Origin of the sequence: Sulfuriferula sp. AH1 (genome assembly GCF_002162035.1) — a bacterium.
Lineage (GTDB): Bacteria > Pseudomonadota > Gammaproteobacteria > Burkholderiales > Sulfuriferulaceae > Sulfuriferula.
The window spans coordinates 330,994-346,915 of record NZ_CP021138.1; the positions used below are offsets into that span (position 1 = coordinate 330,994).

Here is a 15,922-nt window from a genome sequence, read left to right on the forward strand (position 1 = left end):
GCAGTTCTGTTGGTTTCTTGTTTTATGCGTGGGGCGGTTATTTTACCGGTGTCGGGAAATTGCGGATCAGATCCAGCCTGATGCGTACGCTTTCCCCGGTTTCATTGCGTGCCAGCAGGTATTCGGCCTGATCCTGATCCACAATTTCCAGCGGCCAGACAGACGCCATGTAATTCAACTGACTGGTTTCGTCATGCCAGTGTAAATCCATGGCTTCGTTGCACATTGCAGCAATGGTGAGCCGCTCCAGATAGAAACGCGGTACGGGTTGATAAACACTCGGCATGATTTTGCTATACTCTTGGGTAATTAACGTCTCTTTCGTATTTTCGCATGACTAATATAACTCGTGTCAATTTCATTGCTTTTGTGCTGCTGCTTGGCGGTTGCGCCACCGTGCCGCCCCCGGTGGCCGCTCCCGTGCCCTGTACGCCGGCCCCGCCTGCGCCGACTGCGCCGACTGCCGTTACGCCGCCTCCAGTTCCGGCGGTTACGCCAAATCTGCAGCCTGCGGACTGGAATGCGTTACCTGGCTGGAATGATGATCAGGTATTGGCGGCATGGGACAGCTGGCTGCAGTCCTGTGCAGCATTGAAAGCGAAGCCTGAGTGGCAGGCGGTATGTGCCGCCGCTCAGGATTCGAAACCCGCAACGAATGAAGCGGTGCGAGATTTCTTTCAGAACTGGTTCAATGTGTATCAGTCATTGCAGGCCGATGGCAGTACTGGCGGCCTGATGACGGGCTACTACGAGCCGCTGCTGCATGGCAGCCGTACGCCGTCGGCAGCTTATCCGATTCCGTTATACAAGGCGCCTGCAGACCTGTTAACCATAGACCTGTCTGGTGTATACCCTGAACTCAGAAATCTGCGGCTGCGCGGGCGGCTGGAGGGTAATAAAGTCGTGCCTTATCTGAGTCGTGCCGATATAGATGGCGCAAAAACGCCGCTGGCGGGCGACGAGCTGGTATGGGTGGACAATGCGGTGGAGGCGTTTTTCCTGCAAGTGCAAGGTTCGGGGCGCGTCCAGTTGCCGGATGGCAGCATGATGCGCGTGGGTTACGCTGACCAGAACGGTTATCCCTATCGTTCCATAGGGCGCGTGCTGGCGGATCGCGGTGAGTTGCGTCTGGATCAGACCTCGATGCAAAGTATCAAGGCCTGGGGCGGCAAACATCCGGATAAGCTGCCCGAACTGCTGGAGCAGAATCCCAGCTTCGTGTTTTTCAAGGAATTGCCGAATAGCAATGGCGGTCCCCTGGGAGCATTGGGTGTGCCGATTACTGCTGGCCGCAGTATCGCCGTGGATACTCGTGCCATTCCTTTGGGCGCGCCAGTCTGGCTGGCAACGACCGAGCCGTCGTCAAATGTGCCGATGAATCGTCTGGTATTGGCGCAAGATACGGGCGGCGCCATACGCGGCAATGTGCGCGCGGATTATTTCTGGGGATTTGGCGATGCAGCAGGCAAACAGGCAGGAATGATGAAGCAAAGCGGGCAGATGTGGGTGTTGTTGCCTAAGACGATGGCCGTGCCGGGAACCGTGGCAAGCCGTTGAAGCCGGATTAACCGCTGGGGACGCCAGCGGTTAATTCAACAAGTGCGCTGTTATCAGCGCCCGCCACGCATGGAGTCAAAGAACTCCGCGTTGTTTTTGGTGGCTTTGACTTTGTCGAGCAGGAATTCCATCGCTTCCAGATCATCCATCGGATAGAGTAATTTGCGCAGTACCCAGATTTTCTGCAGGATGTCGGCCTTGATCAGCAATTCTTCACGGCGGGTGCCGGAACGGTTGACGTTGATCGCAGGGTACAGGCGCTTCTCGGCCATGCGGCGATCCAGATGGATCTCCATGTTGCCGGTGCCCTTGAATTCTTCGAAAATCACGTCGTCCATACGGCTGCCGGTTTCTACCAGCGCGGTAGCGATGATGGTCAGCGAACCGCCTTCCTCGATATTGCGGGCGGCGCCGAAGAAGCGCTTGGGACGCTGCAATGCATTGGCATCCACACCGCCGGTCAGCACTTTGCCCGACGATGGGATCACCGTATTGTAGGCGCGTGCCAGACGGGTGATCGAATCCAGCAGAATCACCACGTCTTTCTTGTGTTCTACCAGACGCTTGGCTTTTTCGATGACCATTTCGGCGACCTGCACGTGGCGGGTGGCCGGTTCGTCAAAAGTTGAGGCCACGACTTCACCGCGTACGGAGCGCGTCATTTCGGTAACCTCCTCGGGACGCTCATCGATCAGCAAAACGATCATGATGACGTCGGGGTGGTTGCTGGTGATGGCGTGTGCGATATGCTGCAGCATCACAGTTTTGCCTGATTTCGGGCTGGCTACCAGCAAGCCGCGCTGACCTTTACCGATAGGTGCAATCATGTCGATGATGCGGCCAGTGATGTTTTCTTCAGCGCGGATGTCGCGCTCGAGGAGCAAGGGTTGGGTAGGGTGCAGCGGGGTGAGGTTTTCAAACAGGATCTTGTTTTTGGCATTTTCCGGAGGTTCGCTATTTACTTTATCGACCTTGACCAGAGCAAAGTAACGTTCGCCGTCTTTGGGGATGCGGATCTCACCTTCGATGGAGTCGCCGGTATGCAAGTTGAAACGGCGGATCTGCGAAGGCGAGATGTAAATATCATCCGGACTGGCGAGATAGGATGTGTCCGGTGAACGCAGGAAGCCGAAACCGTCCGGGAGTACCTCCAGCGTGCCTTCGCCATAAATGCTGACACCTTTTTTAGCCTGGTTTTTAAGCAGTGCGAAAATCAGCTCTTGCTTGCGTAATCGGTTGGCACCTTCAATCGAATTGGTCGTCGCCATTTCAACTAGCTGGGTGACGTGAAGTTGTTTCAGGTCAGATAAATGCATGTAGGAAAACTCTAAGCCTAATCACTAGGCAAGTTGAAAACAAATAGGGGAGAGATGCGCCTGATGTCCGAATTTAGATTTTTTGCTGCTATTCGGATAGGCTCAGGCGCAGGATAATGTAATTAAATGTTGCTGTCAACAAAAGCGGTGAGTTGTGATTTTGACAGGGCGCCAACTTTGGTTGCTTCGACGTTGCCGTTCTTGAAAATCATCAGGGTAGGGATGCCGCGGATGCCGAATTTGGGAGGGGTAGACTGGTTTTCATCGATATTGAGTTTGGCGATTTTCAGACGGCCTGCGTATTCTTTTGCAATTTCATCCAGTATCGGGGCAATCATTTTGCAAGGACCACACCAGTCAGCCCAGTAATCCACCAGTACGGGTAAGGTGGATTGCAGCACTTCCTGCTCAAAAGTGTCGTCAGTAACGTAATGAATATGCTCGCTCATGGAATCCTCGCTGAGTTTAATAGGTAAAATATCAGATAAGCACGCGAATGCGTTTTGAAGTATGCGTGTATGCTAACTAAAAAATGGCTAAATGTGAAGCGATGCGCCAAATTTCATTAAAATGTTCCAATGCGGGTTTTTAGGATTCAGTGTAATGGCACAATCTGATTTGATTCAACGTACCCAGGCTGCGGTATGGCACCCCTGTACCCAAATGAAGCAGCAAATCGCAACGCCGCCTCTGGCGATTGCACGGGGGCAGGGCGTGTGGTTATACGACGTGGACGGACATGCTTATATCGATGCGATTTCATCCTGGTGGGTCAATCTGTTCGGCCATGCCAATCCGCACATCAATGCCGCTATCTGCGATCAGCTGAATCAGATCGAACATGTGATGTTGGCTGGCTGCACGCATGCCCCGGTGGTGGCGTTGTCGGAACGGCTGGCGCAATTGACCGGTCTGGGGCATGCATTTTATGGATCGGACGGCGCATCGGCCACCGAAATTGCACTGAAAATGAGTTTCCATTACTGGCGCAATCATGGCCAAGGCGGGAAAACCGAATTCATCAGTCTGAAAAACAGTTATCACGGTGAAACTCTGGGGGCGCTGTCGGTAACGGATGTCGCGATTTTCAAGGATACCTACGCGCCCTTGTTAAGGCAGAGTGCTCAGGTGATGAGTCCCGACTGGCGGCTGGCGGAAGCGGGCGAATCGGCAGAGCGGTACGCTTTGCGTGCTGCTCAGGATCTTGCGGATTATCTGGCTCGACATCACCGGCAGGTGGCCGCGGTCATCGTCGAGCCGCTGGTGCAGGGTGCAGCGGGAATGGCGATGTACCATCCGGCGTATTTAACCCGGATGCGGCAACTGTGCGACGAATTCAAGGTGCATATGATCGCCGATGAAATTGCGGTCGGTTTCGGCCGTACCGGCACCATGTTCGCGTGCGAGCACGCCGCTGTCAGGCCGGATATGATGTGCTTGTCCAAGGGGATTACCGGCGGCTATCTGCCGTTGTCGGCGGTGCTGGTTACCGATGATATTTACAGCGCATTTTACGATGATTCCACCGCACGCGGTTTTTTGCATTCGCATTCCTATACCGGTAATCCGTTGGCATGCCGCGCTGCGCTGGCGACGCTGGATATTTTTGCGCAGGATCAGGTGCTGGCGGCTAATCGCAGCAAGGCAGATTACCTGGACCGGGCGGCGATGCCGCTACGCGAGCATCCGCTGGTAGCCAATTTCCGCCGTACCGGCATGATCTGGGCGTTTGATGTGGTTGGCGCGAAGCCGGATTTTGCTCGCGATTTCTATCTGGCGGCACTGGAGCAGGGATTGTTGCTGCGTCCGATTGGCAATACGGTGTATTTTATGCCGCCCTATGTGATCAGTGAAGCGGAAATCGACCAATTGGTCAACGGCAGCCTGATTGCACTGAACCAGACGACAGTCACAGCCTAGTTATCGCAATTCGGCGCATTCTCATTGCTGCCTCCGCATAAAGGTGGACTGGCAGAACCGGCGATGATGCCTAACCGTGCCTTGATCGAGATTTCAGGCTGATTAAAGCGTCGCGCATAGAATACCGCATTGGCGATGACCTTTTTAACATAGTCGCGGGTTTCGCTGAACGGGATGGTTTCGGCGTAAATCGCGCCTTCCATGGTTTTTTCACCGCGCCAGCGCCGCGCCCGTCCGGGTCCGGCATTATATGCAGCGGTTGCGAGCACGTCCGAGTTATCCAGGCTTTGCTCGATGGTCTTGAGATAGTACATGCCAAATTGCATATTGGTTTCCAGTTGATGCAGGTGTTCGGTCTGGAAATGATGGATGCCGAGCTTGTTGGCGATCCAGCGTGCGGTGGCGGGCATGATCTGCATGATGCCGGCAGCCCCTACCCCTGATCTGGCCTGGCTGACAAAGCGGCTTTCCTGACGCATGAGTCCGTACACCCAGGCTTCATCCAGTCCGTATTCTTTTGCATAGCGACGGGCGGTGTCGCGGTACGGCGCAAGAAAGCGCAGATCGAAGTTGTGCAATTGCTGGGTGCGGTCGGCGGTATTGATGGCGCGATCGAGCCAGTTCTGCTGGCGGGCGAATTCTGCCGCTGCCAGCAGGCGACGGTCGTCGAAGTTGCGGGTCGCCCAATTCCATTCGTTATTGGCTTCGGTGCGGTAGTCAAGCTGGTATAACAGCAGAGCACGCTGGATGGCGGAGATGCGGCCGATGGCGGCAACTTCATCGCCGGCTACGTTGAAATTAATGACAGGGTTGCCTGCTGCCGGACCGAGCTCTTCTTCGGCCAGCAAGCCGTAGAAATTATATTCCCGCGATAGCGGTGCGAGCAGTGTATTGGCCTGGTAGGTTTTGCCTTGGGACTTGTAGGCGCGCGCCAGCCAATAGCGCCAGGCAGCTTCACTGCGGACGTTGTCAGGCATGCCCAGAATGCTGCTCTGGACTTTTGTCCAGTTCCCGGCGAGCAGTGCGGTGCGTGTTTGCCATGCACGCTGTTCGTCATTGAGTTCCTTGTCGTCGGCCTTGTCAAACCAGGTCAGCGCTGCCGGAAGATGCTGGCGGGCGCCGTACAGGGCGATTTGTCCCCAGCCGTAGTGTTGATCGTCGACGGAGAAAGCGGCTTTGATTCTCTCCCATTGTTGGGCCGCAGTGTCGGCATTGTTGCGGGCCAGACGGTTGATGGCGTAGAGCGCCAGTTCGCGTTGCCCGCGCTGACGTAAATCCAGCCGATTGCCATTGAGCAGCGCTTCCGGCGCGGTGCTGGCGATACGCAGTAGCTTGGGATCCAGCTGGGCTGGCTTGGTCAGATAAGCCGAAATCGTCAGCGCCGTGTTGGTATTGTTATTCTCCAGCAACAAGCGGATACGCTGCCAAATGTCGTTCTCGCTGATGTATTGTCTGGCGATCAGTGTGCTGAACAGGTCGTCGCAACTGGTCGGCATTTCCTTGCCGGTGAACCATAATGTCACGCCGTCCTTGAGTGCGAGCAGCTGACCTTGTGCAATTCGCGCCTGCAGCGCATAACACTGCAGGCTCAAGTCCGGGTTGACCGCCAGCGGATATTCATCCAGATAGGTCGTCCAGTCCTGCTGTTGCCCGAGCAGGCGCAACCAGTCGCTACGCAGTTTGTTGGATAACGGGGTGTCGCTGTTACGAGCGATAAAATAGCGTATGTCATCCGGACGTGCGGTTTTGAGTTGTGAGCTGAGCAACCAGTATTGGACATACGGCAGCAATACCGAATTCTGCAAGCGCTGTGCGTAGTCCGGCAGGCGCTGGATCTGCCCGGTACGAAAAGCCTCGCGCGCGGCAACGAAATCATTGCCGTCGTCGGCGCGGGCAAATAAACTGACGGTCAGGATGAAGCAAACAAAAAGAAAACGCATCTAATTTAAAAACAGTCTGTAAGCTACGTTGTCGGTTTCATCCCAATATGGATAGCCGAGACGGTGCAGCGAAGCATGGAAATCGGGTTGTTCCTGCGGTGGCACCTGTATGCCCACCAGTACGCGTCCGTAGTCTGCGCCGTGATTGCGGTAGTGAAACAGGCTGATATTCCAGTTCTGGCTCAGCGCGTTCAGGAAGCGCATCAGTGCGCCCGGACGTTCGGGAAATTCAAAACGATAAATCAGCTCATGTTCGACTTGCGGTGCGTGACCGCCGACCAGATGGCGGACGTGCAGTTTGGCCATTTCATTGTCGGTCAGATCGACGGTGGTCAGCTGGTTGGCTTGCAGCATGGTTACCAGATCGTTTGCTGCCTGACGGTTAGGTACTTGTACGCCGACAAAGACATGAGCATCCTGGTTATCGGCGTAACGGTAGTTGAATTCGGTAATGTTGCGCGTGCCCAGCAGGGTGCAAAATGCCTTGAAACTGCCTGGCGTTTCCGGAATGGTGACCGCGAGTATGGCCTCGCGGCGCTCGCCAAGCTCGGCGCGCTCGGCAATGTAGCGCAGCCGGTCAAAATTCATGTTGGCGCCGCTGGCAATGGCGACGACAGTGCTGTTGGAAATTTGCTCACGCGCGCACCATATCTTGGCGCCGGCAACGGACAGGGCGCCGGACGGCTCCAGGATGGAACGTGTGTCTTCAAATACATCCTTGATTGCCGCGCAGATGGCATCATTGTCGACACGGATGATTTCGTCTACGTACAGGCTCGCCAGGCGGAAGGTCTCTTCGCCTACCTGTTTGACTGCAACGCCATCGGCAAAAATCCCGACTTGCGATAGCAGTACGCGTTGCTGTGCCGACAGCGAGCGCGCCATGGCGTCGGCGTCCTCGGGTTCGACGCCGATCACCTTGATGCCGGGTTTGAGACGCTTGATATATACCGCCATGCCAGCGATCAGGCCGCCGCCGCCAACCGGGATGAACACCGCGTCGATAGGTGCGCCGTGCTGGCGCAGGATTTCCATCGCGACGGTGCCCTGGCCGGCAATGACCGCCGGGTCGTCGTAGGGGTGGACGTAGGTTGCGCCCGATGTCTCCGCCAGATTTCTGGCGTAGGCGTAGGCGTCATCGTAGGTGTCGCCCACCAGGATGGCTTCGGCGCCGCGCGCCTTGACGGCATTGACCTTGATTTGCGGTGTAGGGGTGGGCATGACGATGGTCGCACGACAGCCCAGCTTCTGCGCAGCCAATGCTACACCCTGGGCATGGTTGCCGGCGGACGCGGTAATCACGCCTGCGGCCAATGCATCTGCGGATAGTCCTGCCATCTTGTTATAGGCGCCGCGCAATTTGAAGGAAAATACCGGTTGCAGATCCTCACGCTTCAGATAGATGTTGTTGCCAATACGTGCCGACAGGTTGGGCGCCAGTTCCAGAGGGGATTCAATGGCTACGTCGTAAACGCGTGCGGTCAGAATATCAGCCAGGTAGTCGTGAGAAAGATCGTTATTTGCCATGATGCGGTCTATGTCGAACAGAACCTCAAGATTAACAGACCTTGCGCCATTTGTGAAAATTCTAATTTATGGTTATCCTCTTTGTTTTTGTAATGTGTAAGCGAAGCGGGGATGACAATGACGCAAGATGAATTGAAACAGGCTGTGGCGCGGGCGGCAATCGATTACGTGCCGCAAGGGATTATCGGGGTAGGTACCGGTTCCACGGCTAATTTTTTTATTGATGAGCTGGCTAATGTAAAAGGCCGTTTTGATGGCGCTGTCGCCAGTTCCGAAGCCACCGCGCAACGTTTAAAAGGGCATGGCATTACCGTTTACGAGTTGAATGATGTCGGCGAACTGGAAATATATGTGGATGGCGCAGACGAAATCACCAGGCATATGCACATGATTAAAGGCGGCGGTGGTGCATTGACCCGTGAAAAGATCGTTGCGGCCTGCAGCAAAAAATTCATTTGTTTGGCCGATGCGTCCAAATTGGTCGATGTATTGGGGCGTTTCCCGTTGCCGGTGGAAGTGATACCGATGGCACGCAGCTATGTCGCACGCGAGTTGACCAAATTAGGCGGCCAACCTCGTTTGCGTGAAGGCTTCACGACAGATAACGGGAATGTGATTCTGGATGTGCATGGTCTGAGTATCATGAACCCGGTGGAGCTGGAAACGGCCCTGAATCAGATTGTGGGTGTGGTGACGAACGGACTGTTTGCGCAACGTCCGGCAGATGTGTTGTTGCTGGGTACGGCGGATGGTGTGAAAACCATGCAAGCAGGCGGCTGATTCAGCTGAGTGAGGAATCGGCGTCCTGATCCGGGGAACTGGTGACCGGTACGCTGTAAGCCTCGTTCGCCCATTGCCCTAAATCGATCAGACGGCAGCGTTCTGAACAGAACGGCCGATAGCTGTTGGCCGGTACCCACTCGACAGGGGCTTGGCAAGTCGGGCATTTGACAATGGCGGGCAGTTTCATAAATTGCAGAATGTCAGATTGAATTCAATGTTTTCGGTGCATTGGCTGGGGCGTTCCTGAGTGACGGCCATGAAGCGAATGCTAAGCGCATACTTGTTGGCGCTGGCTTCAGGTACGCAGGGCAGCGCCTGGTTAAGGCTGATTTTGAGCAATTGTGCATTGCGTCCGCCCAGCATCTGCTGATAGGCGCCTTTGATTGCCACGGCTGGCTGTGGCAGACCGCTCTCGCGTAGCAGTTTTAATACCACGCTCAACCCGTGATAGATGGGCAGCATGGGGGTAATCCATGCGTTCAGGTCATCACGGCGTTTTGCGGTCGTGCTGTGCAGCCAATAATGATAGGCGGGCAGGTCGAATCCGCAAGTGCCGCCGGGAATGCCGGCGCGCTGCTTGACGTTTAATAGCCATTCATATTCCTTGAGATGTTGTCCCAGTTTCCCGGCAAGACCGTGGATGGATTTCAAACAGTGATTAATCTCGGTCAGTATCTCACTTAGCTTGTCCTGATCTATTGCGGCATTGCGACGCAATGATTCCAAACTCTGGCGTTGCCGTTCCAGTTCTTGCAGAATGTCGGATTTCAGATCGGCGCGGGCGGCGACTTCGATAATCTCGAAAATGGCGAGCAGAGCGGTATGGTGAGGGAGCGGGTCATCAAGCGTAACGAAATAGAGCGCCTTATGAAACAAGCTCTCGAGTCGAAGTAAGGTGCGCACACGCTCACTGAGTGGGTATTCGTAGTGAATCACAAGTTAGGCTGATTAATTGCAAGCTGAAGATGCATATCGGATTCTGACATGATAAGGTTTAAGTTGGCAAATACTAATGCGTAGCATGAAAACTTTGCGCCTGGGCGAGATAAAGTCGATGTAATTCGGTGACTTGCTGCCGGGTAAATTCGAGCGAGTTTCGATTCAGAATGACATCGTCCGCGAATTGCAGTCTTTGCTGTCGTGTAGTCTGGTTCTGCATGATGCGCTGCACAGCGTCTTCGCTTAAACCGCTGCGCGCAATAGCGCGGCTGATTTGTTGCTGTTCGTCGCAATCCACTACCAGAATACGTTGCACCATATCCAGATAACGTCTGGTTTCGATGAGCAGCGGTACAACCAGCAGAATATAGGTGGCGTCGGGGTGCGATGCGACTGCTGCAGTGACGGCCTGATAGATCAGGGGGTGCAGGATGGCTTCCAGTTGGTGCTTGGCGTCGGTATCGTTAAACACAAGCTTGCGCATACGCGGTCGATCCAGGACGCCGTTCTGGGCAACGTAGTTTTCACCGAATGTCCGGGCGATTTCAGGCATGGCGAGGCCATCGGGCTGCGTGAGCGAGTGGGCTATTTCATCGGTATCGATGATGACAGCGCCGAGTTCGGCGAATATCCGGCTAACCGTGGTTTTGCCGCAGCCTATGCCACCGGTCAAGCCGACAATGAAGCTCATGTCAGCGTCGCTAAATAGCTATGCAGAATATCCTTGCCCCAAAACAAGGCGATGATCCCTCCTCCAGCAAGGTACGGGCCGAAGGGGATAGGTACCGAGCGTCCTTGTTTGGCAAGGATGATGAGGATGATGCCGATTATTGCGCCTACAGCAGAGGATAATAAAATCACCAGCGGTAACATGGCCCAGCCTAACCATGCACCGATTGCTGCCAGCAATTTAAAGTCACCATAACCCATGCCCTCTTTCCCGGTGGCGAGTTTGAATAGCCAATATATTCCCCACAAGCTCAGATAACCCGCGATTGCGCCGATGACGGCCGATTGGAGTGGCACGAACGTGGCTTGCAGGTTGAAAAACAGGCCTGACCATAATAATGGCAGGGTGATGCTGTCGGGCAGTAATTGAGTGTCGAAATCGATGAAGGTAAGTGCGATTAATGCCCAGATGAAAATAATCGCGGCCACGGCGGCGAGACCAAAACCGAAATAACCGGCGGCCGCCGCGGACAATATCCCGGTGATTGCTTCTACCACCGGGTAGCGCGGGCTGATGCGCATACCGCAACCCGCGCATTTGCCTCGCAACCACAGGTAGCTGAGTATCGGAACATTCTCTGTCGCGCTGATCTTGTGTCCGCACGATGTGCATGTGGAACGAGGGGCGGACAAGCTGTATGGGGTTTGCTCCGGCAGGTGTTGGCCGCTGAGTTCGGCGCATTGTTCACGCCACTCGCGCTCCATGATTTTGGGCAGGCGGTAAATGACCACATTGAGAAAACTGCCGACCAGCAGGCCCACTATCCCGCATGCGATAGTGAATAGCCGGGAGTCGGCTTGCATTAAAGCGAGCATATGCTGAAAACCTTTGTAATTAGCCGACCACACTGCCCATTTTGAAGATCGGCAGATACATGGCAATAACCATGCTGCCAATCAGGCCGCCCAGCACTACCATGATGACGGGTTCCATCAGGCTGGAGATTGATGCCACCGCATCATCTACTTCGGCTTCGTAAAAATCGGCAACTTTCCCCAGCATGGAGTCCAGTGCACCGGATTCTTCGCCGATGGCTACCATTTGCTGCACCATGTTGGGGAAAATACCGCTATTTTGCATGGCAATGGTGAGGCTGGTGCCTGTACTGACTTCCGAACGGATTTTTAGCGTGGCGTGGTAATAGACGATATTGCCTGCTGCGCCAGCGACTGAACTGAGCGCTTCTACCAGAGGAACGCCGGCGGCAAACATGGTAGACAAGGTGCGGGTCCAGCGGGCGATGGCTGCTTTTTCCAGGATTAATCCGAAAATCGGCAGTTTGAGCAGCGCGCGATCCATGACTTCCTGCATTTTCCTTGAGCGTTTCCAGGTGTAGAAAAAGAACCAGAACCCGCCACCGATAGAACCGAAGATCAGCCACCAGTAACGGACGAAAAAGTCGGAAATGCTCATCATGATCAGCGTTGGTGCTGGCAAGTCGGCACCAAAGCTGCTGAATAATTCCTTGAAGGCGGGAACTACGAACAGCATGATGATCGCAGTAATGACGAATGCCACAACAATGATGGATATTGGGTAGAACAAAGCCGATTTGATTTTGCCTTTGATAGCGAGGATCTTTTCCTGATAGGTCGCGAGACGATCCAGCACGCCGTCGAGAATACCCGCCTGTTCACCGGCATCGACCAGATTGACATATAAGGTGTCAAAATACAGCGGATATTTGGCAAAGGATTTGCTCAGGCTATTACCGCCTTCGATATTGCTTTTGATGTCGATGAGCAATTTTTGTACTGCCGGATTGGCATGGCCTTTGGCAACAATGTCGAACGCCTGCAATAGCGGTACGCCGGATTTCATCATGGTGGCGAGTTGCCGTGTGAACAGGGCGACATCTTTAGGGGTGATTTTTTTGCCGCCGCCGAATGAGCTCTTTTTCTTGATTTTTTTGACGTTGATGCCTTGGCGGCGTAGCGTGGAGCTGACCACGGCTTCGCCACCGGCGATCATTTCGCCTTGTACTTTTTTGCCGCTCTTGTCCGTGCCTTCCCAGCTAAATGCAATTTCTTTTTGTGCCTTAACGTTTTTTGCGACAGCCATGCTGAGTCTCCGAATTCTATTTCGTTATTGAGTTGCGGCGTGTAAGTACCGGGTTATTCGTTAGTCACCGATTCGACTTCTTCCAGCGAGGTTAGTCCTGAACGGACTTTATCCAGTCCCGAGCGCCTCAGATCCCTGACGCCTTCGCGTCGCGCCTGATCCGCAATGTCGATGGCGTTGCCGTTGCTCATGATGATGCGCGTCATTACGTCTGTGATCGGCATGACCTGATAAATGCCAACTCGCCCCTTGTATCCCGTCCCTTTGCAAATATCACAGCCTGCGGCACGGTATGGCAGCCAGCTGCCGTCCAGTTCCTCTTCACCAAATCCTGCACGCAGCAGCGCGGCTTTGGGGATGTCGGCTGGCTGTTTGCATTTGCATAATCTGCGCGCCAGTCGCTGGGCGGTAATCAGGATAACACTGGATGCTATGTTGAATGGTGCAATCCCCATGTTCATCAGACGCGTCAGCGTTGATGGGGCATCGTTGGTATGTAGCGTCGATAATACCATGTGGCCAGTTTGTGCCGCTTTGATGGCAATCTCGGCGGTTTCCAGATCGCGTATCTCGCCCACCATAATAATGTCCGGATCCTGGCGCAGGAAGGATTTCAGTGCGGCAGAGAACGTGAGTCCGGCTTTGTCGTTGACGTTGACCTGGTTGACGCCGGGCAGGTTGATTTCTGCCGGGTCTTCCGCGGTGGCAATATTGACACCCGGCTGATTAAGTATGTTCAGGCAGGTGTAGAGCGACACGGTTTTGCCGCTACCCGTGGGTCCGGTTACCAGTACCATGCCATAAGGACGCTGCACCGCATTCAGTAACAAGGCCTTCTGATCGGGATCATAGCCCAATGCGTCAATGCCCAGTGTGGCACTGGTGGGATCGAGAATCCGCATGACGATTTTTTCGCCGTACAGGGTGGGCAGGGTGCTTACACGGAAATCGATGGCACGGTTTTTGGACAGTACCAGTTTCATGCGGCCATCCTGCGGCACGCGTTTTTCCGAGATGTCGAGTTTGGAAATGACTTTGATGCGGGAGGATAATTTGTCTTTGATGGCTAACGGGGGTTGCGCAATTTCACGCAGGACGCCGTCCAGTCGATAGCGAATTCGGTAAAATTTTTCATAAGGCTCGAAGTGAATATCCGACACGCCGTCATTGATCGCATCCAGCAATATCTTCTGCAGATAGCGTACGACAGGGGCGTCATCGATGTCCGCCGTCTCGGCTTCATTGGCCTTGGCTTTGGCGATGGCTTCATCATCGGTAAAATCCAGATCAATATCTTCGGCATCCAGGCTGGCCAGCGTGTTGTTTTCGCTTTCGCCAATCTGGGCGACCAGTTTGCCGAGCTTATCATCCTCGACAACGATAATATCGACGGCCAGATTGGTTTGAAACTTGATTTCATCGATGGCTTGCAGATTGGTCGGGTCGGAGACCGCTACCGATAACCGGTTGCCGCGCTGGTACAGTGCCACGACACGCCGGTGCTGAATGAGCTTGGAATCGAGGACCTTTTTAGGGATGACCTCGGGGTCGATTGCATTCAGGTCGAAGTAGGGAAAGCCGAATTGGGTCGCGGCAAATTCCGCCAGTTTCAGCGACTTGATTTTTTTGGTGTTCAGTACCTGGGTAACAAAGCTCTCATTATTACTCTTGGCATGCTTCATCAGGGCCTCGGCTTCCTCCTCGGTAAGCCATTGCTGACTGACCAGAGCGCGTGCGAGACCTGTTAGTAGAATCGGAGATGAAGTGGCTGACATGTTTTAGAATAGTAATTAGGTGATTAAGCTGTGTGGTCACATTCCCATGAATAATGATGCGCTGAGATAAAGTGTTTGTAAACCCGTTACAGCGCTTTTTGTTGCGGGAAAATCCGGGCGGTTTTTACCGCGCGTTCTTGTACCTGAATGATTTCGATGGGGTAGTTTTCTATCTTGAGCGTGGTGCCGGGCTCAGGTATGTCTTCCAGATGTTCCAGTATCAGGCCGTTGATGGTTTTGGGTCCGGATTCGGGGAGGCGCAGCTTTAATTTGCGATTGATTTGACGAATAGGGCTGATGCCTTCTACCAGCCAGCTGCCGTCGGTCTGCGGAATGTAGCCGGTCAGTTGCGGATGGGCTGAATTCCCTAACTCGCCGACAATTTCTTCGAGGATGTCTTCCAGGGATAATAACCCCAGTAACTCGCCGTACTCATCAACGATCAGGCCGATGCTGCGCTGATTTTCCTGAAATTGACGCAGCTGGCTAAACAGTAATGTGCCGGATGGGATGAAATAGGGTGCTTGTGCATTGGCGAGGATGGTTTCGCTGGTTATGTCGTTGTTGCGCAAATCCCGAGCGATATCGCGTAGATGAATGATACCGATGATTTCGTTAAGCTGGTCGCGATATATTGGCAGGCGGGTATGGTGGCTGCTGGTAAGTTGGCGGGTAATGGTTTCTGCGGATTCATCCAGCGCGATGGCCTCGATTTGATGGCGTGGCATCATGACGTCATCTACGGTGATTTTTTCCAGATCCAGCAGATTCAGCAATATGCTTTTGTGGGTGGAGGGCAGCAGTTTCCCCGATTCCAGCACGAGTGAGCGCAGCTCTTCTATGCCCAGAATGTTTTCGGTGCTGTCGACATTGGGGCGCAAGCGCATCAGGCGCAATAATGCCTGTACAAATAAATTCACAAACCAGACCACTGGGTATGCCAATGTCAGTAACGGACGCAGAATGAAGCTGGCCGGAAGGGCGATTTTTTCCGGATAGGCGGCACCGATGACTTTCGGGGTGACTTCGCTGAATACCAGAATAGCAAAGGTAACGATTAGTGTGGCGATGCCGAGTACCCATTCGCTGTTGCCGAATAGCCGTATCGAAATATAGGTGACCAGTGTGGCCGATGCTGCGTTAATGAGATTGTTGCCGAGCAGGATGACACCAAGCAGTTTGTCAGTGCTGGCAAGTAATTCGGCGGTACGTTTCGCTCCGCGGTGTCCGTGGCGTGCCAGATGGCGTAGTCGATAGCGATTGATCGCCATCATGCTGGTTTCGGATGCGGAGAAGAAGGCGGATAGAAGCAGTAAAGCCAGCAGTGCCAACAGGAGCACGCCAATTGAAATATCGTTCAAGCTGGTGTTGAAT

15 protein-coding genes are annotated in these 15,922 nt (G+C 54.0%); 3 read left to right on the forward strand and 12 right to left on the reverse strand.

Translation table 11 applies throughout. From position 1 onward, the window contains the following. Positions 1 to 37: 37 nt before the first annotated feature. The gene (locus CAP31_RS01730; protein ID WP_087445959.1) at positions 38 to 286 is read right to left on the reverse strand and encodes a hypothetical protein; all 249 of its coding nucleotides are present in this window, start codon (positions 284 to 286) and stop codon (positions 38 to 40) included. 47 nt (positions 287 to 333) lie between these two features. On the opposite strand from CAP31_RS01730, the gene CAP31_RS01735 reads away from it, so the two are divergent. Further along, positions 334 to 1,557: a murein transglycosylase A gene (locus tag CAP31_RS01735; protein WP_087445960.1), complete on the forward strand. Its 1,224-nt coding sequence runs from the start codon at positions 334 to 336 to the stop codon at positions 1,555 to 1,557. 53 nt (positions 1,558 to 1,610) lie between these two features. Here the strand turns inward: CAP31_RS01735 and rho are convergent, their stop codons facing one another. Together rho and trxA are read right to left on the reverse strand one after the other, a co-directional pair. Continuing rightward, positions 1,611 to 2,873 carry a transcription termination factor Rho gene (gene rho / locus CAP31_RS01740; RefSeq protein ID WP_087445961.1) on the reverse strand — a complete coding sequence of 421 codons (1,263 nt, stop codon included), beginning with the start codon at positions 2,871 to 2,873 and terminating at the stop codon, positions 1,611 to 1,613. A 122-nt stretch (positions 2,874 to 2,995) separates the two neighbouring features. After that, on the reverse strand, positions 2,996 to 3,322 hold the full coding sequence (gene trxA, locus CAP31_RS01745; RefSeq protein WP_087445962.1) for a thioredoxin TrxA: 327 nt from the start codon (positions 3,320 to 3,322) through the stop codon (positions 2,996 to 2,998). Between the two features lie 154 nt (positions 3,323 to 3,476). Between trxA and bioA the strand changes: the two genes are divergently transcribed. Further along, on the forward strand, positions 3,477 to 4,793 hold the full coding sequence (gene bioA / locus CAP31_RS01750; RefSeq protein WP_087445963.1) for an adenosylmethionine--8-amino-7-oxononanoate transaminase: 1,317 nt from the start codon (positions 3,477 to 3,479) through the stop codon (positions 4,791 to 4,793). Here bioA and CAP31_RS01755 read toward each other — a convergent pair. After that, positions 4,790 to 6,733, reverse strand: a complete 1,944-nt coding sequence (locus tag CAP31_RS01755) for a transglycosylase SLT domain-containing protein (RefSeq protein WP_087445964.1) — start codon at positions 6,731 to 6,733, stop codon at positions 4,790 to 4,792. The two genes, bioA and CAP31_RS01755, sit on opposite strands and share 4 nt — an antisense overlap. Further along, positions 6,734 to 8,260, reverse strand: coding sequence for a threonine ammonia-lyase, biosynthetic (ilvA, locus tag CAP31_RS01760; protein ID WP_087445965.1), 1,527 nt, complete (start codon positions 8,258 to 8,260; stop codon positions 6,734 to 6,736). 117 nt (positions 8,261 to 8,377) lie between these two features. On the opposite strand from ilvA, the gene rpiA reads away from it, so the two are divergent. After that, a complete protein-coding gene (gene rpiA, locus CAP31_RS01765) occupies positions 8,378 to 9,040 on the forward strand; it encodes a ribose-5-phosphate isomerase RpiA (protein ID WP_189836665.1) in 663 nt (220 codons plus the stop codon). 1 nt (position 9,041) lies between these two features. Here rpiA and yacG read toward each other — a convergent pair whose 3' ends face one another. The 7 genes from yacG to CAP31_RS01800 all read right to left on the reverse strand — a co-directional run bounded on the left by yacG (position 9,042) and on the right by CAP31_RS01800 (position 15,909). Further along, complete coding sequence (yacG, locus tag CAP31_RS01770; RefSeq protein WP_087445967.1) at positions 9,042 to 9,230, reverse strand: DNA gyrase inhibitor YacG; 189 nt, start codon at positions 9,228 to 9,230, stop codon at positions 9,042 to 9,044. Further along, positions 9,227 to 9,946 (reverse strand): cell division protein ZapD, encoded by a 720-nt coding sequence (gene zapD / locus CAP31_RS01775; protein ID WP_255377122.1) that lies wholly within the window; start codon positions 9,944 to 9,946, stop codon positions 9,227 to 9,229. The genes yacG and zapD overlap by 4 nt, the downstream gene beginning before the upstream one ends. Positions 9,947 to 10,052: 106 nt before the next feature. After that, entirely contained in the window at positions 10,053 to 10,673 is a 621-nt protein-coding gene (gene coaE / locus CAP31_RS01780; RefSeq protein ID WP_087445969.1) for a dephospho-CoA kinase, read from the reverse strand. Then, positions 10,670 to 11,527: an A24 family peptidase gene (locus CAP31_RS01785; protein ID WP_087448208.1), complete on the reverse strand. Its 858-nt coding sequence runs from the start codon at positions 11,525 to 11,527 to the stop codon at positions 10,670 to 10,672. Before CAP31_RS01785 ends, coaE begins: the two co-directional genes overlap by 4 nt. A gap of 19 nt (positions 11,528 to 11,546) precedes the next feature. Beyond that, entirely contained in the window at positions 11,547 to 12,773 is a 1,227-nt protein-coding gene (locus tag CAP31_RS01790; protein WP_087445970.1) for a type II secretion system F family protein, read from the reverse strand. Positions 12,774 to 12,826: 53 nt separating this feature from the next. Next, on the reverse strand, positions 12,827 to 14,548 hold the full coding sequence (gene pilB, locus CAP31_RS01795) for a type IV-A pilus assembly ATPase PilB (RefSeq protein ID WP_087445971.1): 1,722 nt from the start codon (positions 14,546 to 14,548) through the stop codon (positions 12,827 to 12,829). Positions 14,549 to 14,634: 86 nt separating this feature from the next. Then, positions 14,635 to 15,909 (reverse strand): HlyC/CorC family transporter, encoded by a 1,275-nt coding sequence (locus tag CAP31_RS01800; protein WP_189836630.1) that lies wholly within the window; start codon positions 15,907 to 15,909, stop codon positions 14,635 to 14,637. Positions 15,910 to 15,922 lie beyond the last annotated feature (13 nt).

What these genes read in the sequence shown, in the direction of transcription:
- bioA (WP_087445963.1), top strand. Translation starts at nt 3,477, where the DNA reads ATGGCACAATCTGATTTGATTCAACGTACCCAGGCTGCGGTATGGCAC.
- rho (WP_087445961.1), bottom strand. Translation starts at nt 2,873, where the DNA reads ATGCATTTATCTGACCTGAAACAACTTCACGTCACCCAGCTAGTTGAA.
- coaE (WP_087445969.1), bottom strand. Translation starts at nt 10,673, where the DNA reads ATGAGCTTCATTGTCGGCTTGACCGGTGGCATAGGCTGCGGCAAAACC.
- trxA (WP_087445962.1), bottom strand. Translation starts at nt 3,322, where the DNA reads ATGAGCGAGCATATTCATTACGTTACTGACGACACTTTTGAGCAGGAA.
- yacG (WP_087445967.1), bottom strand. Translation starts at nt 9,230, where the DNA reads ATGAAACTGCCCGCCATTGTCAAATGCCCGACTTGCCAAGCCCCTGTC.
- CAP31_RS01785 (WP_087448208.1), bottom strand. Translation starts at nt 11,527, where the DNA reads ATGCTCGCTTTAATGCAAGCCGACTCCCGGCTATTCACTATCGCATGC.
- ilvA (WP_087445965.1), bottom strand. Translation starts at nt 8,260, where the DNA reads ATGGCAAATAACGATCTTTCTCACGACTACCTGGCTGATATTCTGACC.
- CAP31_RS01735 (WP_087445960.1), top strand. Translation starts at nt 334, where the DNA reads ATGACTAATATAACTCGTGTCAATTTCATTGCTTTTGTGCTGCTGCTT.
- CAP31_RS01790 (WP_087445970.1), bottom strand. Translation starts at nt 12,773, where the DNA reads ATGGCTGTCGCAAAAAACGTTAAGGCACAAAAAGAAATTGCATTTAGC.
- CAP31_RS01755 (WP_087445964.1), bottom strand. Translation starts at nt 6,733, where the DNA reads ATGCGTTTTCTTTTTGTTTGCTTCATCCTGACCGTCAGTTTATTTGCC.
- CAP31_RS01730 (WP_087445959.1), bottom strand. Translation starts at nt 286, where the DNA reads ATGCCGAGTGTTTATCAACCCGTACCGCGTTTCTATCTGGAGCGGCTC.
- rpiA (WP_189836665.1), top strand. Translation starts at nt 8,378, where the DNA reads ATGACGCAAGATGAATTGAAACAGGCTGTGGCGCGGGCGGCAATCGAT.
- pilB (WP_087445971.1), bottom strand. Translation starts at nt 14,548, where the DNA reads ATGTCAGCCACTTCATCTCCGATTCTACTAACAGGTCTCGCACGCGCT.